Genomic DNA, 23934 nt, shown 5'->3' with positions numbered 1-23934 from the left:
GGAATTGCATTCCGTGCCCACAAAACAAATAAATAAAAAAATGAATCTACTACTCGAACAATTAGAAAAATCTAAACAAAATAAAGAACTTTTAAATTTTACAGTTTACAACGATGATTCCAAATTTTGGTGTGGTTATGTTGTTGATTATTCAGAAGATTTTGTTGCGATACAACATTTTACAAAATTTGGTAAAAAAGATGGAATAATAGTTCATCCTATAGAACGTTTTGAAAGAATCGATTTTAATGACGATTACGTTAAAGCAATGGAATGCGTTATTGATTATAGTGATGAAATTTACAAACCAAACCCAATAAATTTTGTTTTTCTTCAAGAAGAAAGCTATTACGAAAGTGTATTAAAACAACTTAAAGGAAATAAAAATGTTATTACAAGTTTTGAGATTTCAAATGATGAATATTATTCAGGTTACATTTTAGAAGTTTCTGAAACTGATTTCATTATTAATTGTGTTGGAAAAAATGGAGAAGATTTAGGAATGTCTATTTTTAAAATCGAAGATATTACAAGTGTTCAATTAGATGATGTAGACAATAGAAGAAGAAATATTTTATTCAAATGGTTAAAAGCTAAATTATAAAAACAGCTAAATAACAACATTGATAATCGTAAAAATCTTTTTGCGTTAAAAAAACAAAAATTAAGAACTGACCAATGAAAACATTAAAAATCATCATCATAAGTATTGTGATAATTTCAATTTTTGCGTTGGCTTTTTATCGAGAAGATACTGTTAATATTGAGGGCACTTGGGAACCAGAAAAAATAGTTTTAGATAATAAAATTCTTTTTCCGACCAAAATTGATAGCCTTTTAAGAGGAATTCGTTCAAAACATGTTGTTATAAGTGAATGGAACGATTCTCTTTATATTGTAGATGGAAAAGAAAGAATAACTTCAAGCTTTCAAATTCAAAAAAATAAAAGTGGAAATCATTTGATTCATTTATCATCAAAAGAAAAGTCACTAAATGGAACTTTTAATCTTAAAGTAGACACATTATACACTGATTCAGATTCGTATGAAATTAAGGTGAATATTCAATCAAAAACAAGTATAATTATGTTTAAAAAATCTCTTCAAATTAAACCTTGGAAACCACAATACCCAAGAAGAGGTGCTGTTTAAAACAAAAAAAACGATAGCGCGGAATTGCATTCCGTGCCCACAAAACAAAAAATCCTGAGCTTTCACTCAGGATTTCTTATATGTTTGAAAATTATTCATGACTATCAGTTTTCAATCTATTATCAATTGGTAACTCTAAAAATTCCATGATTTCTACTTTTCCAAATTCTTTAAATAGTGGATTTAAGATAATGTTGTATTCTAATGGTACTATGGTTGATGGCACTTTCAAAGCAAAAAAATCGTTACTCTTTGCTAAATTTGAAAAAATTTCTGTTGTTTTGGATGAGTAAGGATATTGATTCCATCGTTCAGGAAGCATTTCTAAAGTTTTTACTAAAAATTCATCTGGAAACTCAATTTTTGCTACTAATATTTTTTTTGGTAAAAAGGCTTTATTTTCGGAATGAATATAATATTCTAAAAGTGCTAAAGAAATATTTTCTGAACAATAAACTGCACGAGTTCCTACTTGATTCCACCTACCACCTACTTTTTCAGCCCCTATGCCGGTTAGTGTGGCGTCTTTATACTTTAAATTTGCAACTCTGTAAACAATCATTAGCTATAAACGTTATATTGTATTCTAACAATTTCATTTTCAACTAATTCAAAACCGAAACTACTGTCTAACAATTCAAAAGGTTTTTTGTTTCCAAGAGTTTTTGAAGGAGTTAAAAGCCATTCTTTAAAATTTTCTGGAGAATCAAAAACTTCATATCCAAGACCAAATAAACGTGAAATTTCATAAATTCTTTCAGATGTTTCTCTTCCATACACTTTTTTCTTCTGCATACTACTGATAGAAGTTGGCAATATAAATTCAAACTCTTTTTCTTTGGCTCCGATGCTTTCAATCAATTGTTTCCAATCATCTTTTTTTACACCAGTTCTAATTCTATCAATTAATTCCAATTTAAAACCTGGAGCATCTTTTATATGATACACCACCCATGAAGGAGAAAATTTGACAAAAGCATCAGTTGATTTAACTTTCGGCGAAACAGTTCCTTTTGAAACTTGTTTAGATTTTGAAACAGTTGTTTTAGTTGTCATAATTGTAATTTTACTTTACTAATAGCGTAAATTTACAATTTTTATTTTGATATAATATAAAAACTTTTATAAAATTTAGTCAAATAAAAAAATCCTGAGCTTTCACTCAGGATTTCTTCTATATCTAAAATCAATTACTTGATAATTTCAATTTTTAAAGCTTCTTCTTGGTTAACCGAATCAAAGAAACCTTGTTCGTTCATCCAATCATCGCTAAATACTTTACTCATGTATCTTGAACCATGATCTGGGAAAATGATAACTACATTACTGTTAGCATCAAATTCTCCTTCTTCAGCATATTGTTTCACGGCCTGAAAAGCGGCTCCAGAAGTATATCCTACGAATAAACCTTCTTTCTTAGCTAATTCTCTTGTAGTGTGCGCACTTTCTTCATCTGAAACTTTGATAAATTTATCAATGATATCAAAATCGGTAGCCGTTGGAATTAAGTTTTTACCTAAACCTTCAATACGGTATGGATAAATTTCAGCGTTATCAAATTCTTTTGTTTCGTGGTACTTTTTCAAAACTGAACCAAAAGCATCAACTCCTAAAATTTTAATGTTTGGGTTTTTCTCTTTCAAGAAACGTGCTGTTCCAGAAATAGTTCCTCCAGTTCCACTACAAGCTACTAAGTGTGTAATTTGACCGCCTGTTTGTTCCCAAATTTCTGGTCCTGTAGATTTGTAATGTGCATCAACGTTTAACTCATTAAAATATTGATTGATGTAAACGGAACCTTTGGTTTCTTCGTGCAATCTTTTAGCAACATTGTAATACGAACGTTCATCATCTGCAGAAACGTGAGCCGGACAAACATATACCTTTGCTCCCATTGAACGTAACATATCGATTTTATCTCTTGATGATTTTGAACTCACCGCTAAAATACAATCGTATCCTTTGATGATGCTCACCATTGCCAAACTAAAACCTGTATTTCCTGAAGTAGTTTCAATAATGGTGTCTCCTGGTTTTAGGATACCTCTTTTTTCTGCTTCTTCAATAATATATAACGCAATACGATCTTTTGTAGAATGACCTGGATTAAAGGCTTCAACTTTTGCATAGAAATTACCTGTTAAATCAACTGAAACTTTATTCAGTTTGATTAATGGTGTATTCCCAATTAAATCTAATACACTATTATAGGCTTTTATTTCTTCTTTCATATGAAGATACTGTTTGTTTTAATGTTTCCAAAATACTATGCATTACTAGCATTTATAGTATTCTATACTTATTTAATATCTTAAAATTGTCTAATTTGACACTTCTAAAACCTTGCAAATTTAACAAAAAAAGTTTAACTACTTCTTAATTTTTTCTAAATCTAACAAAAATGCAAATTCTTTAGCTAATTCTTTCAATGCTTCAAATCTACCCGAAGCTCCTCCGTGACCAGCATCCATATTTGTATCTAAGAATAATTGTTTGTCATTTGTTTTCATAACACGCAATTTTGCTACCCATTTTGCAGGTTCCCAATACTGTACTTGCGAATCGTGAAGCCCAGTAGATACATACATATTTGGATAAGCTTGCTTTTTCACTTGGTCGTACGGTGAATAGGATAACATATAATCGTAATACACTTTATCATTCGGATTTCCCCATTCGTCATATTCTCCAGTTGTTAACGGAATCGTATCATCTAACATAGTTGTAATGACATCCACAAAAGGAACTTGAGCAATAACTCCATTATATAATTCTGGATTCATGTTTACAATAGCTCCCATTAACAAACCACCTGCCGAACCACCTTCTGCATATAAATGTTCTGGCGACGTATATTTTTCAGCAATCACAAATTTTGAACAGTCAATAAAATCGGTAAAAGTGTTAATTTTCTTTAAAAGTTTTCCGTTCTCATACCACTCTCTTCCTAAGTCCTCTCCTCCTCTAATGTGCGCAATCGCATAGATAAATCCTCTATCCAATAAACTCAAACGAGTAGATGAAAAATAAGGATCCATAGTAGCACCATACGAACCATAAGCATACAACAACAATGGGTTTTTACCGTTTTTTTCAATTCCTTTTCTATATACCATAGAGATTGGCACTTTAGTTCCGTCAGTTGCGGTTGCCCAAACTCTTTCTTCAATGTAATTGTTCTTGTCGAATTTTCCACCTAATACTTCTTGTTCTTTCAACACTTTTTTCTCTTGAGTTCTCATGTTGAAATCAATCACTGAAGATGGTGTTGCCATTGATTGGTAACCATAACGAAGAATTTCAGTGTCAAAATCTACGTTTGTAGTTGTGTAAGCTGTATAAGTTTCGCTTTCAAATGGTAAATAATACTCGCCTTTTCCATTCCAAGGACGAATTTGAATCTTATTTAATCCGTTTGAACGTTCTTCAACCACTAAATAATCTTTGAAAATTTCGATTCCTTCTAATAAAACATCTTTTCTGTGTCCAATTAAATCTTTCCAGTTTTCAGCAGCAGTAGCAGTTTCTGGCGTTTTCATTAATTTGAAGTTGGTTGCTTTATCTTTATTAGTAACGATGTAAAAACTATCGCCATAATGAGAAATCGAATACTCTAATCCACGCGTTCTTTTTTGGAAAACTTTAAATTCTCCATTCGGATTTTTCGCATCTAAAATTTGGTACTCAGAAGTCAACGTACTTGACGAACCAATAACCAAATATTTTTTAGATTTTTCTTTGTAAACAAACGTATTGAATGTATCATCTTTTTCATGATAAACCATTACATCAGCCGAAGGTTCTGTTCCTAAAGTATGTTTGTAAATTTTATCAGAACGTAAGGTTTGTGCATCTTTACGCGTGTAAAACAACGTTTTGTTATCACCAGCCCAAGTAGAACCACCAGTAGTGTTTTCTAATTTAACTGGAAGAATTTCACCTGTTTCTAAATTTTTAATTTGGATAGTATATTGTCTTCTTGAAACCAAATCCACTCCAAAAGCAGCCCATTTGTTATCTTCACTAATATTTAAACCACCTAAATTAAAATAAGAATGTCCTTTTGCCATTTCGTTGCAATCAAACAAAACTTCTTCTTTAGCGTCTAAACTGCCTTTTTTACGAGCATAAATTGGATAATCTTTACCTGTTTCATAACGTGTAATGTAGTAATATCCATTGTAAAAATAAGGAACAGAGCTATCATCTTCCTTAATTCTACCTTTCATTTCCAAGAACAAATCGTCTTGTAATTGTTTGGTATGAGCTGTTGATTTTTGATAATATTCGTTTTCTTTATTCAAATAATCAATAACTTCTGGGTTTTCTCTTTCGTTTAACCAATAATAGTTATCAATTCTTTTATCACCGTGCTTTTCTAATGTTTTTGGAACAATTTTAGCAACTGGTGGCTGTAATTTATCAGACATTTTTTTTGTTTTATTTTGACTGTGAACTGGAGCAAAAATAACACAACCTAAAAGGAAATACGTGATTTTTTTCATGAAGTTTTACAATAATTATTAACTGCTAATTTACTATTTTTGCTGAAATAAAAAAATAAAAATTATGTTTGGAGATATTATGGGAATGATGGGTAAATTAAAAGAAACCCAACAAAAAGTTGAAGAAACAAAGAAGCGTTTAGACTTTGTTTTAATCGATGAAAAAAGTAGTGATGGCTTACTTGAAGTTACCTTAACCGCTAACCGAAAAATCAAAAACATTACCGTAAGTGATGATTTACTTAACGACAAGGAAATGCTTGAAGATTATTTAGTTAATGTTTTAAACAAAGCTATCGAAAAAGCAACAAACGTTCACGAAACGGAATTAGCAGCTGTTGCCAAAGAAGGCATGCCAAACATTCCAGGAATGGATATGTTTAAATAATTCCCATTCCTAAAGCAATTGCTACTAAAAGCAATAAAACAGCGACAAAAACTTGGAGAAATTTTAGGGTAACTTTCTTTAAAAGTTGGTTACCCAAATACGCTCCTGCAATAGCACAAAGCGTTGCCGAAATCAATAATACTTTATTTTCATACAAAGTATAAGTTGTGATTTTTGAAGCGTAAACACTCAATCGAGTAAAATCAATAAACATCGAAACTACAATTCCTGTAGCAATAAAACTTTCTTTGGATAAACCGGCTTTAATCAAAAACGCACTTCGCAAAGCACCTTGATGTCCCGAAAGTCCACCGAAAAATCCGCTTAGAATTCCACCTAAAGGCAACTTATCTTTCCCAAATTCCAACTTACTTAAATATGGAATCAAATCTAATAGCGCAAAAATTACTAATAAAATGGCAATTATGAATTTCACTGGTAAAACATCCCACTCTTTTCCAAAAAGCGAATAACTAAACAAAGGTTGCAAATCCGAAATTTGCAACAACAACCACGAACCTATCATAGCCGCAAAAATGGCTGGAATTCCGAATTTCATTAAAACTTCTTTATTCGCATGCTTTCCAACCAAGAAAAACTTGAATAAATTATTGGCAAAATGCACAATTCCGGACAAACCTATGGCAATATCAACTGGGAAAAAGAGCATAAAAACCGGGGTTAATAAAGTTCCCAATCCAAAACCTGAGAAAAAGGTTAGAATGGCGGTTAAAAAGGCTACAAATGATATGATTATGATTTCCATAGAATTTTTGTTTCAGGTTTCAAGTTTGAAGTTTCAGTTTTCAAATTAGATTTTCTTAATTTCTATTATTTTTCAAATCTGTGTTCCAAAAAATTAAAAAGTCAATTTAGAAAACACTTCCATCACATATTCATGCATAACTTCTTTGTAATCTAAATGCGTTACAATTCTTAGTTTTCCATGTCCCATCGAACTAATTGCAATGCCTTTTTGCTTTAATTTTTCCATGAAAAGTTTTTCATCTACAAAAGGTTGCAAACCAAAAATCAAAATATTGGTTTCCACTGGTTCCACATTAGCAACCCAAGGCATTTTTTCTAATAAACTGCCTAATTCTTTCGCTCTTCTATGATCAATTTCTAAACGACTGATGTTATTTTGCAACGCAAACAATCCAGCGGCAGCCAAATATCCAGATTGACGCATATTCCCTCCAAAAATCTTTCTAATACGCAAAGCACGATGCATATCCGCCTTACTTCCTAGCAAAACCGAACCAACTGGTGCGCCCAAACCTTTCGATAAACAAACTGAAATCGTATCAAATAATTCACCAAAATGTTTTGGATGTTGTTTTTTAGCTACTAAAGCATTCCACAAACGCGCACCATCTAAATGATATTTCAAATTATGGTCGATACAAACTTGCTTAATTTCTTGCAAAGGTTGTAAGTCATAACAAGCACCACCACCTTTATTGGTTGTGTTTTCAATGCTTACTAATGAAGTTAATGGGGCGTGATAAAATTCTGGGTCGTTGATTCCATTTTTAACTAAATCAGCCGTAATCATCCCTCTATTTCCATCAACTAAACAACACGAAACACCACTGTTAAAAGAAGCTCCGCCACCTTCATAATGATAAATGTGTGAATATTTGTCGCAAATCACTTGTTCGCCTGGCTGTGTATGCAACTTAATCGCCGTCTGATTTGCCATCGTTCCCGAAGGGAAAAACAAAGCGGCTTCCATTCCAAACAAATCTGCCAAAGTTTCCTCTAACTCATTGACTGTTGGGTCTTGTTTATATACGTCATCACCAACTTTTGCATTAAACATTGCGTTTAACATCTCCACAGAAGGCTTGGTCACTGTATCACTAACTAAATTTATTTCCATATATCAATCAGATACCTTATTTTTGATAAAATTTTTAGGAGCTTATTCCCGCTATGCACTATATCTTTTCAAACCTGACAGGTTTTGGAAACCTGTCAGGTTTAAAAGGATGTCGTTACTATCGGGGCTAGGGCATCCCATTTCAAAACAAAACTACAATATTTATGATAAATACAGAACAAGTCAGAGATATTATTGATCGCCTTGGTGCGTTAAGGAGGTATCTTTGACATTGATGCCAAAACGATTGAAATAACTAACGAGGAAGAAAAAACCTTCGCTCCTGACTTTTGGAACAACGCCAAAGAAGCCGAAATCATTATTAGGAACCTACGTTCAAAAAAGAAATGGGTAGAAGATTATGATAAAGGGGTTGAACTTTCTGAGGAACTTCAAATTATGATGGATTTCTTCAAAGAAGGCGATGTAACCGAGGAAGAAGTCGAAGAACAATATCAAAAAACCTTACATCACATTGAAGATTTAGAGTTTCGCAATATGCTTTCCGACGAAGGAGATAGCATGAGTGCGGTTTTACAAATTACGGCTGGAGCTGGTGGAACCGAAAGTTGTGATTGGGCTTCTATGTTAATGCGAATGTATTTAATGTGGGGAGAAAAACAAGGGTATAAAATCAAAGAATTAAACTTTCAAGAAGGTGATGTAGCTGGAATTAAAACGGTTACGTTAGAATTTGAAGGTGATTTTGCTTTTGGTTATTTAAAAGGTGAAAATGGTGTGCATCGTTTGGTGCGAATTTCTCCTTTTGATAGTAATGCGAAACGTCATACGTCATTTGCATCAGTTTATGTATATCCTTTGGTAGATGATTCTATTGAAGTAGAAATAAATCCTGCAGATATTGAAATTATAACTTCTCGTTCGAGCGGTGCAGGTGGACAAAACGTAAACAAGGTTGAAACTAAAGTACAATTGTTTCACAAACCTACGGGAATTCAAATTCAATGTTCGGAAACGCGTTCGCAACAAGATAACCGCCAACGTGCCATGCAAATGTTAAAATCGCAGTTATACGAAATCGAATTAAACAAACGATTAGCACAAAGAGCCGATATTGAAGCAGGAAAAATGAAAATCGAATGGGGTTCGCAAATTCGAAATTACGTAATGCATCCTTATAAATTAGTAAAAGACGTTCGTTCAGGATACGAATCAAGTGATGTTGAAGGTATTATGAACGGAGAAATCGATAATTTCTTGAAAGCCTATTTAATGATGATGGGACAAAAAGAGGAATAATTCAGATGAATCCGAGTATTAAAAATCCGAATTTCAATTGTTGAAATTCGGATTTTTTTATACAATATTTAAAAAAACTAAAATCTTTTTATATATTAGGCAAAACTAAACCCAATAAACAACTAATGAAACAATTTACAATTGAAGAAATCAACGAAATTCTTAAAGGAACAATCGTTGGTTCAATAACTACAAAAATTACAGCACCCGAACAATTAGAAGTAGCCAATGAAACTGAAATATCGTTCATTGGGAATAAAAAATACGAAAAATTTTGGGCTACTTCAAAAGCATGTGTAGCAGTTGTAAACGAAGATATTTCAATCGAACCAGGAGAAAACAGAGCCTTCATCAAAGTTAAAAATGCCGATTTAGCTATGTCGCAAGTTTTAACGCTTTTTGCTCCTCCTCCACCTGTTTTCAAAACTGATATTCATCCAACAGCTACAATTGATGAATCCGCTAAAATCGGAACTGGCACAAAAATAGGTGCAAATTGTTATGTAGGTCCAAATGTAACTATAGGAGAAAACGCTATTCTATATCCAAATGTGACTGTTCTAGACGAATGTACCATTGGTAAAAATACTACACTTTGGTCTGGTGCTGTGGTTAGAGAACGTTGTCATATTGGAAACGATTGTATTATTCATCCAAATGCAACTATTGGAGCTGATGGCTTTGGTTTCCGTCCTGATCCTGAAAAAGGTTTGGTAAAAATTCCACAAATTGGAAATGTAATTATCGGAAATAATGTAGAAATAGGTGCTAATTCATCTGTAGATAGAGGAAAATTCAGTTCAACTATTTTAGGTGATGGCTGTAAAATTGATAATTTGGTTCAAATCGGACACAATTCTAAATTAGGAATGTTCTGTATTATGGCAGGAAATAGTGGATTAGCGGGTTCTGTAACACTTGGAAATGGTGTAATCATTGGCGGAAGCGCTTCTATCAAAGACCACACAACTATTGGTGATGGTGCTATGATTGGTGCAGGTTCTGGTGTTGCTGCAGATGTGGAAGCTGGAAAGACAGTGTTAGGATATCCTGCAATTGATGCCAAAGACGCTTTAAGACAATGGGCAATTTTAAAAAGAATGGTAAACGATTCAAAAAAATAAAGTAATATTGTAATAACTATAAAACAAAAATCTATGTATCAAAAACCTTCTGCGGCGTTTATTGCTGCATCTTGGATTGCATTAGGAACTGGAATGATTGGTTATTTAATCGGATTATTCAGAGCTGATATGCTATTAAACGAAAAAGGATATTACTTCACCGTTTTAATGTTCGGACTTTTCGCTGTGGTTTCTTTACAAAAAAGTGTTAGAGACCGCTTAGAAAATATTCCTGTAACCGATTTATATTATGGAATTTGCTGGTTTGCCACCATATTATCAATTGTTTTACTAATTGTAGGATTGTGGAATGCCACTTTACTTCCGAGTGAAAAAGGATTTTATGCCTTTTCATTTCTACTTTCCATTTTTGGAGCCATAACAGTACAAAAAAACACAAGAGATAGTCAAGCTCGAGATACTAATTCACAACAATAAAAAATAACATTAGTTAAATTTATTTCAAATCCATCTAAAGAATTTATTTTTCAGATGGATTTTGTATTTTAGCCAACCAATAAAACAACAAAACCCAAATGGACATTAATTTTAATAAAAACGAAGATCATAACAAACTTTTACTTTCCGATTTAAAAAACCGATTTGCCCAAGTTAAATTAGGTGGCGGACAAAAACGTATCGAAAAATTACACGCTGAAGGCAAAATGACAGCTCGTGAACGTATTGATTATCTTTTAGATGAAAAGGCAAAAAGCATTGAAATTGGTGCTTTTGTTGGAGATGGTATGTACAAAGAACATGGCGGTTGTCCTTCTGGAGGAGTTGTTGTGAAAATCGGATTTATTTCTGGAAAACAGTGCATCGTGGTAGCTAATGACGCTACTGTTAAAGCGGGTGCTTGGTTTCCAATTACTGGAAAAAAGAATCTTCGTGCGCAAGAAATTGCTATGGAAAACCGCTTACCAATTATCTATTTAGTGGATTCGGCTGGAGTTTATTTACCAATGCAAGACGAAATTTTTCCAGACAAAGAACATTTTGGTCGTATTTTTAGAAATAATGCCATTATGAGCAGCATGGGAATTACTCAAATTGCCGCTGTTATGGGAAGTTGTGTTGCTGGTGGTGCTTATTTACCTATTATGAGCGATGAAGCTATGATTGTAGATAAAACCGGAAGTATTTTCTTAGCCGGAAGTTATTTAGTAAAAGCCGCAATTGGTGAAACAATTGATAACGAAACTCTTGGAGGAGCAACAACACATTGCGAAATTTCAGGTGTGACGGATTATAAAGCTAAAGATGATAAAGATGCTTTAGATAGAATTAAAAGTATCGTAGGCAAAATTGGTGATTTCGATAAAGCAGGATATAATCGTGTGAAAGCCGAAAAACCAGCTTTAGAACCAAAAGATATTTACGGAATTTTACCAAAATCAAGAGCTGATCAATACGACATGTATGAAATCATCAAACGTTTGGTAGATAATTCAGAATTTGATGAATACAAAGGTGGTTATGGAAAAACCTTAATCACAGCTTACGCTCGCATCGATGGTTGGGCGGTTGGAATTGTAGCTAACCAACGTAAAATAGTGAAAAACGCTAAAGGCGAAATGCAATTTGGTGGAGCAATTTATTCCGATTCTGCGGATAAAGCGACACGTTTTATTGCCAATTGTAACCAAAAGAAAATTCCATTAGTTTTTGTGCAAGACGTTACCGGATTTATGGTAGGTTCCAAATCAGAACATGGTGGAATTATCAAAGACGGAGCTAAAATGGTAAATGCGATGGCAAATTCGGTTGTACCAAAATTCACTGTAATTGTTGGAAATTCATACGGTGCTGGGAATTATGCGATGTGTGGAAAAGCGTATGATCCAAGATTAATTTTCGCTTGGCCAAGTGCAGAATTAGCGGTTATGGGCGGAACACAAGCTGCAAAAGTATTAGCACAAATTGAAGCATCATCTTTAAAAGCAAAAGGCGAAGTCATCGATGAAGTAAAAGAAAAAGAGTTATTCGATAAAATCAAAGCAAGATATGACGAACAAGTTTCACCATACTACGCTGCTTCTCGTTTGTGGACAGATGCTATCATTGATCCATTAGAAACCAGAAATTGGATTTCTATGGGAATTGAAGCAGCTAACCACGCTCCTATTGAGAAACAATTTAATTTAGGAGTGATTCAAGTTTAATATTTTGAAAAATAAAACTAATATTTATATGTTGACATTATTGACAAGTTTAATAATGTTTAACATATTGTATTATACATTAGGAACAATCTTCATAAAAGAAACTCCGTTTGGATTTGAATTTAGATTTACAAAATTAGAAAACATACTAGTTTATTTTATGAAGGTTATCATTATGAAGCTACTTTATTAAATTTAGTTTTAACTCTTCTTTTCAGTATATTCATAAGTTATTCATTAATCAAAAATGTTTGGGAAATTTTTTATTCAAACAATACAAAATGAAGAAATCACTTTTCCAACCTTTCAAAACCAATATTTTAGATATTTCGTTACCCGAAAAATTCACATTCCCTTTTTATTACGAACCTAATGAATTAAGTAGAATTGCAACAACTGAATTGCAATCGTATTTAGAAACACAAACCGATTTTGAACACAATTTCGGATTGAAAGAAAATCAAGAAGGTTTAGTAATTGGAAAAATGTTTGGTGTTTTAGTTTGTCAAAATCAAGAAGGAGAATTAGGTTATTTATGGGCTTTTTCTGGGAAATTGGCTGGTGTGAATCACCTTCCTTATTTTGTTCCAACGATTTTTGATATGTTGCACGAAGATGGGTTTTTCAGAAAAGAGGAAGAAGTTTTAAATGCTATCAATCGTAAAATTGAAATTTTAGAAAATTCAGACGAACTTCAAAACAAGAAAAATCAATTAGACGTTACTAAAATAGAAGCTTTAACCGATATTCAAAATCAAAAAGATAAAATCAAAAAACTGAAAATTGAACGCGATGAAAAGCGAAATTCATTCAACAATTTAACTACCTCTGAAATAGAACAATTAGAATTAGAACTTTCGGAAGAAAGTAAAAAAGAAAGCATTTTACTCAAAAAAATGACGAAATATTGGAATTTTCAAACAGAAAATGCTCAAAAAGAAATTAATTTACTTTTAGACGAAATCAACCAACTTAAAGAAGAACGCCGTCAAAAATCAGGTGCTTTGCAACAAAAATTATTTGCTGAATATTCTTTTTTAAATCAATTTGGCGAACGAAAAAGCATTGGAGAAATCTTCAACAATAATCCGCCAGCTGGTGCTGGAGAATGTGCTGCTCCAAAGTTATTACATTACGCTTTTGAAAACCAATTAAAGCCAATTGCAATGGCTGAATTTTGGTGGGGACAATCGCCAAAATCGGAAATTAGAAAACATAAACAATTTTATCCAGCTTGCAAAAGTAAATGTGAACCAATATTAATGTCACACATGCTAAAAGGTTTGGATATGGAAGCAAATCCGTTTCAGGAAAATCCAGCGGAAGGGAAAAATATTGAAATCGTTTTTGAAGATGAAGTATTAGCGGTAATAAATAAACCCGCAGAATTTCTATCTGTTCCAGGAAAAATAATATCAGATTCTGTTTACCAAAGAGTCAAAGAATTATATCCAAATGCAACAGGACCATTAATTGTACATCGACTAGACATGTCGACTTCAGGTTTAATGTTGATTGCAAAAGACGAAGAAACGTATGTAAAACTGCAAAGTCAGTTCATCAAAAGAACGATTAAAAAACGCTATGTTGCTTTGTTAGATGGTGTTTTAGAAGAAAATGAAGGTTTTATCGATTTACCGCTTCGTGTAGATTTAGATGACAGGCCAAGACAATTGGTTTGCTACGAACACGGAAAGCCAGCGCAAACTAAATGGGAAAAGATTGAAGTAAGAAACAATCAAACTTTAGTGTACTTCTACCCTATTACGGGTAGAACACATCAATTACGAGTGCATGCTTCACACGAATTAGGATTAAAAACTCCAATTGTTGGCGATGATTTGTATGGAAAAAAAGCTGATCGCTTACACTTACATGCGGAAAGTTTGACTTTTGAACATCCGATTTCGAGAGAAAAAATGACAATTACAAAAGAAGCAACATTTTAAAAAAGTGAGTTTCTTATAATTGAAACCCACTTTTTATTTAATTGAATTTACAATCAAGACTTTATAATTTTAATTCTAAAATCTTTCTACTTTAATTATTTCAAAATTTTTCTCACCAGATCCAAAATCCCATTTTATTTGATCTCCAGTTTTATTTCCAACTAAAGCTAATCCAACATCACCAACAATTGATTCTGTATTATTTCTTCTTTTAGCTTTTGATGGTGCTACAAAAGTAAAATCTTGCAATTCATTTGTTAGAATATCTTTAATAGTAACTCTGCAATCAATGGTAACCACATTATTTGGTAATTCTCTGCGTCTAATTTGTTTCGCACGCTTTAATTGCACTACTAATTGATCTTCCACAAACGGAGTCACTTTTTTTCTTCTTAGTAAATCTTTAATTAAATCATAAATTCCTGTTGTTAATATAATATCTTGATTCATTTTTTTATTTTTTTATAAATGCCTGAATGAAACCTAAAGAAATACCCAACCAAATTCAAGCATGAATTCAGCACAAAAGCATCAAAAAAGGCAAATAATTATTATTTATTTTGAGTAAGAAAATAGAAATTTCCCTGTCTTGGGCTTGACAGGGATTATTTAATGAAGACTTTTGAACTTTTTAAAAAAGAATCATCATGCAAATAATTCAAAGTAATGAAACTTCGAACTATAAGTATGTTAAAAAAAGTAGACTGATTCATTTCAAATAAATATCTTCAAATTTATAACTATTTCATACGACAAAAAAAAATTTAACAATTCATTATCCTTTATTGGTAAAACATAGTTCTCTTATTTTTTACTTTATAATTACGATTTTATTTTATTTAAATTATAAGTTTTTAAATTCAAACTCTTATATTTAGATTTTGAAAACTATCCTTATGAAAAACAGTTTTTTAGTTATCCTAGCGATATTAGGAATCCAACAAATTAGTGCTCAATTTACCCGTCGCGACTCTTTACAAGGTGGTTTACGCATTGAAAGAACCTCCTATGATGTTAAACGCTATGATTTAAATATTACCATAAATCCAGAGCAAAAAAGTATAAAAGGTTTTAATGAAATTACTTTTGAAGTGATGGTTCCAACTCAAAAAATTCAATTGGATTTATTTGACAATATGAAAGTAGATTCGATTGTTTGGAATGCTAAAAAATTGAAATACGTTCGCGATAACGATGCTGTTTTTATCGATTTTCCTGAAAAATTAGCTTCAAAATCGAATCATAAACTAAAATTTTATTATTCAGGTAATCCAAGAATTGCCCGAAATGCTCCTTGGGATGGAGGTTTTGTTTTTTCAAAAGACAAAGCGGGTAAAGATTTCATCGCAGTTGCGGTTCAAGGAACGGGAGCAAGTTTGTGGTATCCGGTAAAAGATTCACAAACAGATGAACCTGATAATGGTGCTTCAATAAAAGTTGCTGTTCCAAATGGATTGATGAATGTGTCTAACGGACGTTTTTTAGGTTCTCAAGACTTGAAAAATGGATACACTCGCTGGGATTGGGAAGTGAAAAACCCAATTAACAATTACACTATAACGGTAAATATTGCTGATTACGTTCACATTCAGGATAAAATGCCCGATTTGGATTTAGATTATTATGTCTTAAGGGAAAACGAAGCGAAAGCTCGCGAACATTTCGCAGAAGTAAAACCGATGATGGAATGTTTTCAGTCGAAGTTTGGACGTTATCCATTTTGGGAAGATGGTTATAAATTAGTTGAAACGCCTTACTTAGGTATGGAACACCAAAGTGCTGTTGCCTACGGAAATAAGTACAAAAAAGGTTATATGGGATTTGACATGTCAGGAACTGGAGTTGGAATGTTTTTTGATTACATTACAATTCACGAAACGGGTCACGAATGGTTTGGAAACAGTATTACAAGTACAGATATTGCCGATATGTGGATTCATGAAGGCTTTACAACGTATTCAGAAACCGTATTTATAGAGTGTATAAAAGGATATGATGATGCGATGAAATACATCAACGGTCAAGCAAGAAATGTAAGAAATGACAAACCTATTATTGGACAATACGGTGTAAACAATGAAGGTTCTGGCGATATGTATTATAAAGGTTCGTTATTATTAAACACCTTAAGACACGTAATTGCTGATGACGAAAAATGGTGGAAAATGCTTTATGATTATTCAGAAACTTTCAAAAAGAAAATCATTACTTCAGATACGGTAATTGACTACTTTAACAAGGCTTCTGATACAGATTTAACACCAATATTTAGACAATATTTATATACCAATCAACTTCCTATTTTTATCTATAAAATTAAAGGTGACTATTTATACTATTCTTGGGACAATGTAAACGAAGATTTCAACATGCCAATAGATATTGGTTTTGAAGACAAAAAAATCAGATTAAATCCTACATTAAAAGAACAAAAAATTAAACTGAAAAAGCTTAGTAAAAAAAGTTTTCAAATTTATGATAATCAATTTTTTGTTAAAATTAAAGAAGACAATTAGTCTTCTTTTTTTATTAATTTATGTTTTTATTAACGCACCACAAAATCATAATATGTTAATTTTTAGTAAATTAGCGTTGTGTAATTTTAATCCGTTTATTTATGGCTAGAATTAGAGAATTAAACAAATGGGCTAATGCAAACACATGTATTCCTATAGATATTCTTAGAATTTCTTTAGGTACTTTTTTACTATTAAAAGGAGTTTCTTTCATCGTAGACAAAAAGTACTTACATGAAATTTTAAATTCGGTGGGAAGTTTTGGTAGCGAAATGTTGCTAATTCATTATGTTGCAATGGCACACATGGCAGGAGGAGTAATGATTATCATTGGCTTCTTAACACGTTGGTCAATTTGGGTACAGTTACCTATACTTTTAGGTGCTTTTACAATAAATTTTATTGGAGTCTTTAACCCGTCAGATTTTATTCAATCCTTGTTAGCTTTTGCTACTAGTGTATTTTTTATCTTCTTTGGCAGTGGAAAACATTCTGCAGATTATTATTTAAAAATGGAAGAATAACTACTTAAGGTTGTATAAAAATTTTAATATAGTACTTACTTTATACTTCATAATCCATTCAAAATATGTATTATATTATTTTTGATTTATACAACCTTTATTTTTTTTAAAGTTCGGATACGATTGATCTTTTTTGTTTCAGTTTCAACAAATTCAGACACAAACAAAATTTCTTTTGGTTTTTCAAACTTATCTAAGGAATTAAAAATTGTTGTATCAATTACTTGTTCCGATCCTTCAACAACCAAAACTACTTTTGAACCTAAAATGTCATCTGGAAGACTTGTTATAAAAAATCTATTGTCAATTTTTGAGGCTAATTTGGCTTCTATTTGCTCAGGAAATAACTTAATTCCGCCACTATTTATTACATTATCATAGCGACCTATCCATTTGAATTGTTTCTCATTTAGAATTTCAACAATATCATTTGTAATTACTTTCTCATCTGAAACACTTTGCGCATCAATTACTAAACAATTTCTTTCATCATTAGAAATGGAAACATGTTCTAAAACATTAAAATACGCCTCGCCTATTTTTTTGGCTGCAATATGAGTAATGGTTTCAGTCATTCCATAAGTTTCATAAATATCTGATTTTATATTCTTTAATTTTGAGGCTAAATCATCAGAAACTTTTGCTCCTCCTATAATTATCTTTTTAAATTGATGTAATTTATCTAAACTATTTTCTGCCTGAAGTGGAACAATTGCAACAAAATCATACGCTTTGTGAGGCAATAAATCATCTAAGTGTGAACTTGGAACCATAATATCCAATTCTAAACCTAGCATCATAGCACGAACAATCATCATTTTTCCAGCAATATAACGTGCTGGTAAACATAATAATGCTTTGTCTTGCGGATGCAAATTAAAAAAATTACCTGTTGCAATAGCTGAATGCACCATGGATTGCTTCTTAATTGTAATAACTTTTGGTACTCCAGTGGTTCCTGAAGTAGTTAACTCAATCGTTTCTTTATCATCTAACCAATCTAACAAAAAAACACCTAAGTCTATTTCATGTTCTTTTCCTTCTTTAATTAAACTGTAAGCCAATTGAAATAGCGCTTCTTTATCAAAATGAAAATCATTTATTTTAAAACGATTGTGAATGCTCTTATAATTTGGAATCATTGAAATCGATTTCTTTGTTAGTATCAATTAATTTTCCTGTTAACTTTTCTTTCCAATTATTCCATCCATAAACTTTAGAAAAAATTAAAAGCAAGATTGGAAATATTACAAAAACGGGTGTTAAAACATCAAAACCTGCTGATGGTTCTGATAAATCTTTTAAAATAGAATTAGTTTGAAATGCTGTCCAATCAGCTGTTAAGAGTAAAGCTCCTACTAAGTTATTGGCAGCATGAAAACCTAATGCTAATTCTAAACCTTCATCCATTAAAGTCATAATTCCTAAGAAAAAACCAGTTCCTATGTAATACACCATAATGATATAACCTATTTTTCCTACTTCTGGATTAGCTATGTGCATTAAACCAAACAAGACAGATGTAATAATCAAAGGAATTAATCTACTATTAGTGGCTAATCCTATTCCTTGCATCATATGAGCTCTAAAAAGATATTCTTCAAAGCTAGTTTGCATCGGTACTAAAATTATTGCCAGAATTAAGAAAACAAAAAACTTCTCAGAATTAAAATTCCAAACAAAATTCTCAGGTTGGGTAAAATAAAGTGCTAAAATCATCAAAGTCGTAATGCTTCCCCACAAGAAAAAAGAGAAAAAAACGCGTTTCCAATCTATTTTTTGACGTGAGGTGGTCAAACTAGTTATTGATTGCCCTTGAACAAATTTAACCCAAAAAAGAACTAACAATAAACCGAAGGCTAAAGGACCTACAAGTATTACAAAAGTTAAATTAACTCCTATTAATTTGATTGTCTGTTGTATAACTTCATTCGTATCTACTCCATCAGACATAATAAAGTTGAAAAACATCAATAAAATAAAGCCCAAAGGAATTGGTAAATAAGAAAATAAGTTAACTTTTTTAGATTTTAATTGCTCTATATACATAACTTTTAAACGAATTAAGTTTGCCACTAAAGTACTATTTTTTATTTCTTTGTAAAAAAGAAAATATGATAACTATTTACCATAACCCAAGATGTACCAAATCGAGAGAAGGTTTGTGCGAAATTGAAAATTTGAATCAACCCTTTGAAATTCGAAAATATTTAGATGAGCCTTTTACAAAACTAGAGCTTGAAGATATTATTAAAAAACTCAATATCAAGCCAATAGAATTAATCAGAACCAAAGAATCTATTTGGATAGAAAATTATAAAGGAAAAGATTTAAGTGATGCTCAAATCATTGAAGCAATGCTCGAAAATCCAAAGTTAATTGAACGTCCAATAATTGTAAATGGAGACAAAGCCGTAATTGCAAGACCCAAAGAAAAGATTAACGAAATCCTCTAGTAGTTTTAACAAAGATTTAGCAATTAACGGCTAAACCAAAAGTTACTTTTGCAGTCTTATTTGCAAAAAAAATATTTATGAACAAGAAAATTCTTATTGCTACACTATCGTTATTCTTAAGTTTAACAGCCTTTGCACAACGACCAGATGCTAAAAAAGTAACCATTTCGGGAAAAGTAATTGAAAAAGGAACTGATTTTCCTTTAGAATACGCTACCATTGTTTTTGAAAATGCTAAAACAAAACAACTTTCTGGTGGAATTACCGATGAAAATGGAAATTTTAAGTTTGAAGTATCGGCTGGAAACTACAATGTTAGAGTCGAATTTATTTCTTTTAAGACGTTACCATTACAACAAAAAGAATTTAATACGGATACCAACTTAGGAGTAATTCAAATGGCTGCCGATGTGGCTCAATTAAATGAAATTGAAGTAATTGCTGAAAAATCAACAGTTGAAATTAAACTCGATAAAAGAGTTTACAACGTTGGTAAAGATATGATGGTAAAAGGCGGAACTGTTAGCGATGTCTTAGATAATGTACCATCTGTAACTGTTGATGCAGAAGGAACAGTAGCACTAAGAGGAAATGAAAATGTAAAAATTTTAATAGATGGAAGACCTTCTGGATTAGCTGGAATTAATATTGCAGATGCTTTAAAATTATTACCTGCAGATGCTGTAGAAAAAGTTGAAGTTATCACAAATCCATCTGCACGTTATGATGCAGAAGGTGGTGGAGGTATCATTAATATTGTTCTTAGAAAAGGTAAAGCAAATGGAGTTAATGGTTCTATTATGGTAAACGCTGGTGATCCTGAAACTTATGGAACAAGCATTAACTTAAACAAAAAAAGTGACGATTATAACTTGTTTTCTAACTTTGGTTACAACTACAGAAACAATCCTGGAAACTCAATGGTAGATGCAGAATATTATAATTCTGATGGAACTACAAAAAACTTTATAAACGAAAGAAGAACAAACGATAGATTAAGCGAAGGTTTTAATGCTAATTTTGGTATTGATCTTAATCTTTCAAAATCTTTAACTTGGACAAATGCTTTAACTTTCAGAGAAAACAGAGGAAAAAATCCTGATAATGTGTTTTTCTATAATTTTGATTCTGGATTTAACCCAACATCAACTAGAAATCGTTTTAATGATCAAAGAAGTGATGAATTTAGTATTGAATATGCCTCTAATTTTGTAAAAAAATTCAAAAAAGACGATCACAAATTAACAGTTGATATTGCAATTTCTCAAAATAGAGAAAATGAATTTGCAACTATTTCAGACCAAATATTAGGAAACCCAAGTAGTTTAGATACAGAAGAAACTTCTAATACACAAAAACAGCAAAGAAATTTAATTCAAGCTGATTATGTGTTACCAATTGGTAAAAACGGTCGTTTTGAAGCAGGATATAGAGGAAGTTTCTTAAACAATTTAACTGATTTTACAGTAACTCCTGACGATTCAAATTTCTCAAACACACTTGAATATATTGAAAATGTAAATGCGCTTTACATGCAATATGGTTCAAAAATTGATAAATTCTCTTATTTCTTTGGATTACGTTTTGAAGATAGTAATATTGAAGTAAATTCTTTAACTGAGAATGATTACAACACAAAAAAATATAACAATTTATTCCCTTCTGCTACATTTAACTATGAGTTTTCAGAATCAAGTTCTGTTAGTTTAAGTTATAGTAAAAGAATTAATCGTCCTAGAGGTCGTTTCTTAAATCCAGTTTCTTCATTGTCAAGTAACATTAATATCTTTCAAGGAAATCCAGATTTAGATCCTTCAATGACAGACGCAATTGATTTAGGTTATTTGAAAAAATGGAATAAATTAACATTCAATACATCGGCTTATATAAATATAACAAATGATTCTTTCCAATTTATTAGAAGAGAATCTGGTTTATTTGCAACTACAATTGTAGATGGAGAAGATATTGTTGATCCAGTTACAGGAGATGTAACACCTATTGGAGGAACTGATATTAGAACTCCGGTAATTCTAAGCACACCAATTAACTTAGCTAAGGAATACAGAGCTGGTTTTGAGTTCAATTTAAACTATACACCATACAAATGGTGGAGATTGAATGGAAACTTTAATGCATTCAGAAGCGAAACTCAAGGTGATTATTCTTATGTTGACTATTTAGGAAATACAATAAATCAAAACTTTGATAACGTAGCTTTTACTTGGTTTGCAAGAATCAATTCAAAAGTAACATTACCTTATAAAATAGATTGGCAAACAAACGGAACATACAATGCACCTCAAACAAATGCTCAAGGTAAATCATTAGGTGTTGCCTCAATGAACTTAGCATTTAGTAAAGATATCTTAAAAGATAAAGGTACAATTGCTTTAAATGTTAGTGATGTTTTCAATTCAAGAAAAAGAATCATGGAAACTGAAATTCCTAATGTAGTTAGTTCATATAGCGAAATGCAATGGAGAGAAAGACAAGTTATGCTAACTTTTACATATCGTTTCAACAAACAGAAAAACGAAAGAGACAGACAACCTCGTAGAGAAGACAATGGTGGTGAAGGAGATTTTATGGGAAGACCATAATTTCAAAAACCATAACAAATAAAAAAAGTCCCGATTAAATCGGGACTTTTTATTTTTAAAATTAAAAGAAAATTATCCTTCTAATTCAGCTTGTTTTTTTGCTCTTTTCTCTTTAATCAATTCCATGATAGCTCCGCCCAACCAATAGTGAACAAATCCTACTAAGAATATCATCAACCAAAAACCAATAGTTAATATGGTTAAGAAAAGTAAAAAACCTAGGTACTGTTGAAATTCAAACATAATATTTTCCGGAATTTATGAATTCACGTCAAAGATAATAGTAATATTTATTTTTGACAATAGAATTGCTATTATTTTTAGCTAAAACCACTTTTTGATTTTAAAATAAATAAACATTACCGCAACAACGGACAACATAATTCCCCAAATAATAAAATAGCCATACTCCCACTCTAACTCAGGTAAATTCTTAAAGTTCTGACCATAAACACCTACGATAAAAGTTAAAGGTAAAAAGAACATCGAAACCACTGTTAATGTTTTCATCACTTGATTCATCTTATGGTTCTGTGCCGAGAAGAAATAATTGGAAGCACTTTCTAATGTTATTAAATCAGAATCAATTTGTTCCAATAATTCTAAACACTTTTGATGTAATCTGGAGAAGAAAGTAAAATTCTCAGGCTGAATATCATTAAACACATTATCGTCTTTAATACTTTTAATGGAATATAAACAATCTCGTAATGGAATAATGGAACGTTTCAAAAAATTAAAATTATCCCGATGTTTCTCAATCAATTCTAAAACTTCTGGATTGGTATTAATCTTAGATAAATCAATCAATTCATCTACTTTATTTTCCTCACTTTCAATAGTTATATAGAAATTTTCAATTATCGCATCTAATAACAAATACAATAAATAATCGGCTTTTTTTGTTCGTACAACTCCTGAATTGGTTCTAATTCGTTCTCTGATGTGTGTAAAAAAATCACTTCTTTTCTCTTGAAAAGAAATCAAAACATTATCCTTCAACAAAAAACTAATTTGCTCTACACTAATATTATCAGACTCTTTTTGAGGTAAAAGCGATTTCACATTGAAAAATAAAATATCGTGATACTCTTCTATTCTAGTTCGTTTGGTTGTATTTAAAATGTCACCAATAATGAAATGGTCAGCACCAAACTTAGCGCCTACTTTTTCAATAAAAGCATGATTATTTAATCCGTGAATATTAATCCAATTCACTTTTAAAGCATCAATATTAGTATCCAAGTCGTGAGGTTCACATTGTTGAAATTCAATAACTTCATCAGTATCATACACAAACATTTGCATTTCTGTTGGTGTATCTTTGTGAATACCTGTATATTCTAACGTACTTGGATGAACTTTTCTTCCTTTCTTGTATTTAATTTTTCTCAAAACAAACAAATT

The 23934-nt window shown here is 31.5% G+C and carries 23 protein-coding genes; 12 read left to right on the top strand and 11 right to left on the bottom strand.

The window, feature by feature from the left end; all coding sequences use genetic code 11:
- Positions 1-40 precede the first annotated feature (40 nt).
- Both B0I03_RS09455 and B0I03_RS09450 read left to right on the top strand, forming a co-directional pair.
- Complete coding sequence (locus tag B0I03_RS09455; RefSeq protein WP_111567189.1) at positions 41-604, top strand: hypothetical protein; 564 nt, start codon at positions 41-43, stop codon at positions 602-604.
- Between the two features lie 74 nt (positions 605-678).
- Positions 679-1152: a hypothetical protein gene (locus tag B0I03_RS09450; RefSeq protein WP_111567188.1), complete on the top strand. Its 474-nt coding sequence runs from the start codon at positions 679-681 to the stop codon at positions 1150-1152.
- A gap of 91 nt (positions 1153-1243) precedes the next feature.
- Here the strand turns inward: B0I03_RS09450 and B0I03_RS09445 are convergent, their stop codons facing one another.
- The 4 genes from B0I03_RS09445 to B0I03_RS09430 form a co-directional block, all read right to left on the bottom strand.
- Positions 1244-1714 carry an RES family NAD+ phosphorylase gene (locus B0I03_RS09445; protein ID WP_111567187.1) on the bottom strand — a complete coding sequence of 157 codons (471 nt, stop codon included), beginning with the start codon at positions 1712-1714 and terminating at the stop codon, positions 1244-1246.
- Positions 1714-2208 (bottom strand): antitoxin Xre/MbcA/ParS toxin-binding domain-containing protein, encoded by a 495-nt coding sequence (locus B0I03_RS09440; protein WP_111567186.1) that lies wholly within the window; start codon positions 2206-2208, stop codon positions 1714-1716. Before B0I03_RS09440 ends, B0I03_RS09445 begins: the two co-directional genes overlap by 1 nt.
- Before the next feature lie 134 nt (positions 2209-2342).
- Entirely contained in the window at positions 2343-3383 is a 1041-nt protein-coding gene (locus B0I03_RS09435) for a PLP-dependent cysteine synthase family protein (RefSeq protein WP_111567185.1), read from the bottom strand.
- A gap of 138 nt (positions 3384-3521) precedes the next feature.
- A complete protein-coding gene (locus tag B0I03_RS09430; RefSeq protein ID WP_111567184.1) occupies positions 3522-5657 on the bottom strand; it encodes a S9 family peptidase in 2136 nt (711 codons plus the stop codon).
- 64 nt (positions 5658-5721) lie between these two features.
- Here B0I03_RS09430 and B0I03_RS09425 point away from each other — a divergent pair, with 64 nt between their 5' ends.
- Positions 5722-6045, top strand: coding sequence for a YbaB/EbfC family nucleoid-associated protein (locus tag B0I03_RS09425; RefSeq protein ID WP_111567183.1), 324 nt, complete (start codon positions 5722-5724; stop codon positions 6043-6045).
- Here the strand turns inward: B0I03_RS09425 and B0I03_RS09420 are convergent.
- Positions 6038-6811: a sulfite exporter TauE/SafE family protein gene (locus tag B0I03_RS09420; RefSeq protein ID WP_111567182.1), complete on the bottom strand. Its 774-nt coding sequence runs from the start codon at positions 6809-6811 to the stop codon at positions 6038-6040. The genes B0I03_RS09425 and B0I03_RS09420 overlap by 8 nt on opposite strands.
- A gap of 93 nt (positions 6812-6904) precedes the next feature.
- Positions 6905-7930, bottom strand: a complete 1026-nt coding sequence (locus B0I03_RS09415; RefSeq protein WP_111567181.1) for a threonine aldolase family protein — start codon at positions 7928-7930, stop codon at positions 6905-6907.
- 164 nt (positions 7931-8094) lie between these two features.
- Here B0I03_RS09415 and prfB point away from each other — a divergent pair.
- From prfB to B0I03_RS09390, 5 genes are all read left to right on the top strand, one after another.
- A protein-coding gene (prfB, locus tag B0I03_RS09410) for a peptide chain release factor 2 (protein WP_111567180.1) occupies positions 8095-9190 on the top strand; the annotation gives its coding sequence in 2 pieces (ribosomal slippage) (positions 8095-8157 and positions 8159-9190; 1095 coding nt in all).
- 125 nt (positions 9191-9315) lie between these two features.
- The gene (gene lpxD, locus B0I03_RS09405; protein WP_111567179.1) at positions 9316-10314 is read left to right on the top strand and encodes a UDP-3-O-(3-hydroxymyristoyl)glucosamine N-acyltransferase; all 999 of its coding nucleotides are present in this window, start codon (positions 9316-9318) and stop codon (positions 10312-10314) included.
- 33 nt (positions 10315-10347) lie between these two features.
- The gene (gene yiaA / locus B0I03_RS09400; RefSeq protein ID WP_111567178.1) at positions 10348-10752 is read left to right on the top strand and encodes an inner membrane protein YiaA; all 405 of its coding nucleotides are present in this window, start codon (positions 10348-10350) and stop codon (positions 10750-10752) included.
- A gap of 98 nt (positions 10753-10850) precedes the next feature.
- A complete protein-coding gene (locus B0I03_RS09395; protein ID WP_111567177.1) occupies positions 10851-12479 on the top strand; it encodes an acyl-CoA carboxylase subunit beta in 1629 nt (542 codons plus the stop codon).
- A 281-nt stretch (positions 12480-12760) separates the two neighbouring features.
- On the top strand, positions 12761-14428 hold the full coding sequence (locus tag B0I03_RS09390) for an RluA family pseudouridine synthase (protein ID WP_111567287.1): 1668 nt from the start codon (positions 12761-12763) through the stop codon (positions 14426-14428).
- 75 nt (positions 14429-14503) lie between these two features.
- Here B0I03_RS09390 and B0I03_RS09385 read toward each other — a convergent pair whose 3' ends face one another.
- Entirely contained in the window at positions 14504-14878 is a 375-nt protein-coding gene (locus B0I03_RS09385) for a GreA/GreB family elongation factor (protein ID WP_111567176.1), read from the bottom strand.
- A gap of 446 nt (positions 14879-15324) precedes the next feature.
- On the opposite strand from B0I03_RS09385, the gene B0I03_RS09380 reads away from it, so the two are divergent.
- Both B0I03_RS09380 and B0I03_RS09375 read left to right on the top strand, forming a co-directional pair.
- Entirely contained in the window at positions 15325-16944 is a 1620-nt protein-coding gene (locus B0I03_RS09380) for a M1 family metallopeptidase (protein WP_111567175.1), read from the top strand.
- Positions 16945-17045: 101 nt separating this feature from the next.
- Positions 17046-17468 (top strand): DoxX family protein, encoded by a 423-nt coding sequence (locus B0I03_RS09375; RefSeq protein ID WP_111567174.1) that lies wholly within the window; start codon positions 17046-17048, stop codon positions 17466-17468.
- Positions 17469-17554: 86 nt separating this feature from the next.
- Here the strand turns inward: B0I03_RS09375 and B0I03_RS09370 are convergent, their stop codons facing one another.
- On the bottom strand, positions 17555-18610 hold the full coding sequence (locus B0I03_RS09370; protein WP_111567173.1) for an AMP-binding protein: 1056 nt from the start codon (positions 18608-18610) through the stop codon (positions 17555-17557).
- Positions 18594-19517: a CPBP family intramembrane glutamic endopeptidase gene (locus B0I03_RS09365; protein ID WP_111567286.1), complete on the bottom strand. Its 924-nt coding sequence runs from the start codon at positions 19515-19517 to the stop codon at positions 18594-18596. Before B0I03_RS09365 ends, B0I03_RS09370 begins: the two co-directional genes overlap by 17 nt.
- Positions 19518-19582: 65 nt before the next feature.
- Between B0I03_RS09365 and arsC the strand changes: the two genes are divergently transcribed.
- Together arsC and B0I03_RS09355 are read left to right on the top strand one after the other, a co-directional pair.
- The gene (gene arsC / locus B0I03_RS09360; RefSeq protein ID WP_111567172.1) at positions 19583-19924 is read left to right on the top strand and encodes an arsenate reductase (glutaredoxin); all 342 of its coding nucleotides are present in this window, start codon (positions 19583-19585) and stop codon (positions 19922-19924) included.
- A 77-nt stretch (positions 19925-20001) separates the two neighbouring features.
- Positions 20002-22527 (top strand): outer membrane beta-barrel family protein, encoded by a 2526-nt coding sequence (locus B0I03_RS09355; RefSeq protein WP_111567171.1) that lies wholly within the window; start codon positions 20002-20004, stop codon positions 22525-22527.
- A gap of 72 nt (positions 22528-22599) precedes the next feature.
- Here B0I03_RS09355 and B0I03_RS09350 read toward each other — a convergent pair whose 3' ends face one another.
- Together B0I03_RS09350 and corA are read right to left on the bottom strand one after the other, a co-directional pair.
- The gene (locus B0I03_RS09350) at positions 22600-22770 is read right to left on the bottom strand and encodes a hypothetical protein (RefSeq protein ID WP_111567170.1); all 171 of its coding nucleotides are present in this window, start codon (positions 22768-22770) and stop codon (positions 22600-22602) included.
- An 81-nt stretch (positions 22771-22851) separates the two neighbouring features.
- A complete protein-coding gene (gene corA / locus B0I03_RS09345) occupies positions 22852-23922 on the bottom strand; it encodes a magnesium/cobalt transporter CorA (RefSeq protein ID WP_111567285.1) in 1071 nt (356 codons plus the stop codon).
- Positions 23923-23934 lie beyond the last annotated feature (12 nt).

Origin of the sequence: Flavobacterium aquaticum (assembly GCF_003259835.1) — a bacterium.
Classification (GTDB): Bacteria; Bacteroidota; Bacteroidia; order Flavobacteriales; family Flavobacteriaceae; genus Flavobacterium; species Flavobacterium aquaticum.
Note: the sequence above shows the minus strand (reverse complement) of the source record. Positions and strands in the feature narration are given on the sequence as shown.

Bases quoted from the DNA above. Each gene is read 5' to 3' on its own strand.
- B0I03_RS09425 (WP_111567183.1), top strand. From the start codon at position 5,722: ATGTTTGGAGATATTATGGGAATGATGGGTAAATTAAAAGAAACCCAA.
- B0I03_RS09430 (WP_111567184.1), bottom strand. From the start codon at position 5,657: ATGAAAAAAATCACGTATTTCCTTTTAGGTTGTGTTATTTTTGCTCCA.
- B0I03_RS09385 (WP_111567176.1), bottom strand. From the start codon at position 14,878: ATGAATCAAGATATTATATTAACAACAGGAATTTATGATTTAATTAAA.
- B0I03_RS09355 (WP_111567171.1), top strand. From the start codon at position 20,002: ATGAACAAGAAAATTCTTATTGCTACACTATCGTTATTCTTAAGTTTA.
- B0I03_RS09370 (WP_111567173.1), bottom strand. From the start codon at position 18,610: ATGATTCCAAATTATAAGAGCATTCACAATCGTTTTAAAATAAATGAT.
- B0I03_RS09395 (WP_111567177.1), top strand. From the start codon at position 10,851: ATGGACATTAATTTTAATAAAAACGAAGATCATAACAAACTTTTACTT.
- B0I03_RS09380 (WP_111567175.1), top strand. From the start codon at position 15,325: ATGAAAAACAGTTTTTTAGTTATCCTAGCGATATTAGGAATCCAACAA.
- B0I03_RS09375 (WP_111567174.1), top strand. From the start codon at position 17,046: ATGGCTAGAATTAGAGAATTAAACAAATGGGCTAATGCAAACACATGT.
- B0I03_RS09450 (WP_111567188.1), top strand. From the start codon at position 679: ATGAAAACATTAAAAATCATCATCATAAGTATTGTGATAATTTCAATT.
- B0I03_RS09350 (WP_111567170.1), bottom strand. From the start codon at position 22,770: ATGTTTGAATTTCAACAGTACCTAGGTTTTTTACTTTTCTTAACCATA.
- lpxD (WP_111567179.1), top strand. From the start codon at position 9,316: ATGAAACAATTTACAATTGAAGAAATCAACGAAATTCTTAAAGGAACA.
- B0I03_RS09420 (WP_111567182.1), bottom strand. From the start codon at position 6,811: ATGGAAATCATAATCATATCATTTGTAGCCTTTTTAACCGCCATTCTA.
- B0I03_RS09445 (WP_111567187.1), bottom strand. From the start codon at position 1,714: ATGATTGTTTACAGAGTTGCAAATTTAAAGTATAAAGACGCCACACTA.
- B0I03_RS09455 (WP_111567189.1), top strand. From the start codon at position 41: ATGAATCTACTACTCGAACAATTAGAAAAATCTAAACAAAATAAAGAA.
- B0I03_RS09435 (WP_111567185.1), bottom strand. From the start codon at position 3,383: ATGAAAGAAGAAATAAAAGCCTATAATAGTGTATTAGATTTAATTGGG.
- B0I03_RS09415 (WP_111567181.1), bottom strand. From the start codon at position 7,930: ATGGAAATAAATTTAGTTAGTGATACAGTGACCAAGCCTTCTGTGGAG.
- B0I03_RS09390 (WP_111567287.1), top strand. From the start codon at position 12,761: ATGAAGAAATCACTTTTCCAACCTTTCAAAACCAATATTTTAGATATT.
- arsC (WP_111567172.1), top strand. From the start codon at position 19,583: ATGATAACTATTTACCATAACCCAAGATGTACCAAATCGAGAGAAGGT.
- B0I03_RS09440 (WP_111567186.1), bottom strand. From the start codon at position 2,208: ATGACAACTAAAACAACTGTTTCAAAATCTAAACAAGTTTCAAAAGGA.
- B0I03_RS09365 (WP_111567286.1), bottom strand. From the start codon at position 19,517: ATGTATATAGAGCAATTAAAATCTAAAAAAGTTAACTTATTTTCTTAT.
- yiaA (WP_111567178.1), top strand. From the start codon at position 10,348: ATGTATCAAAAACCTTCTGCGGCGTTTATTGCTGCATCTTGGATTGCA.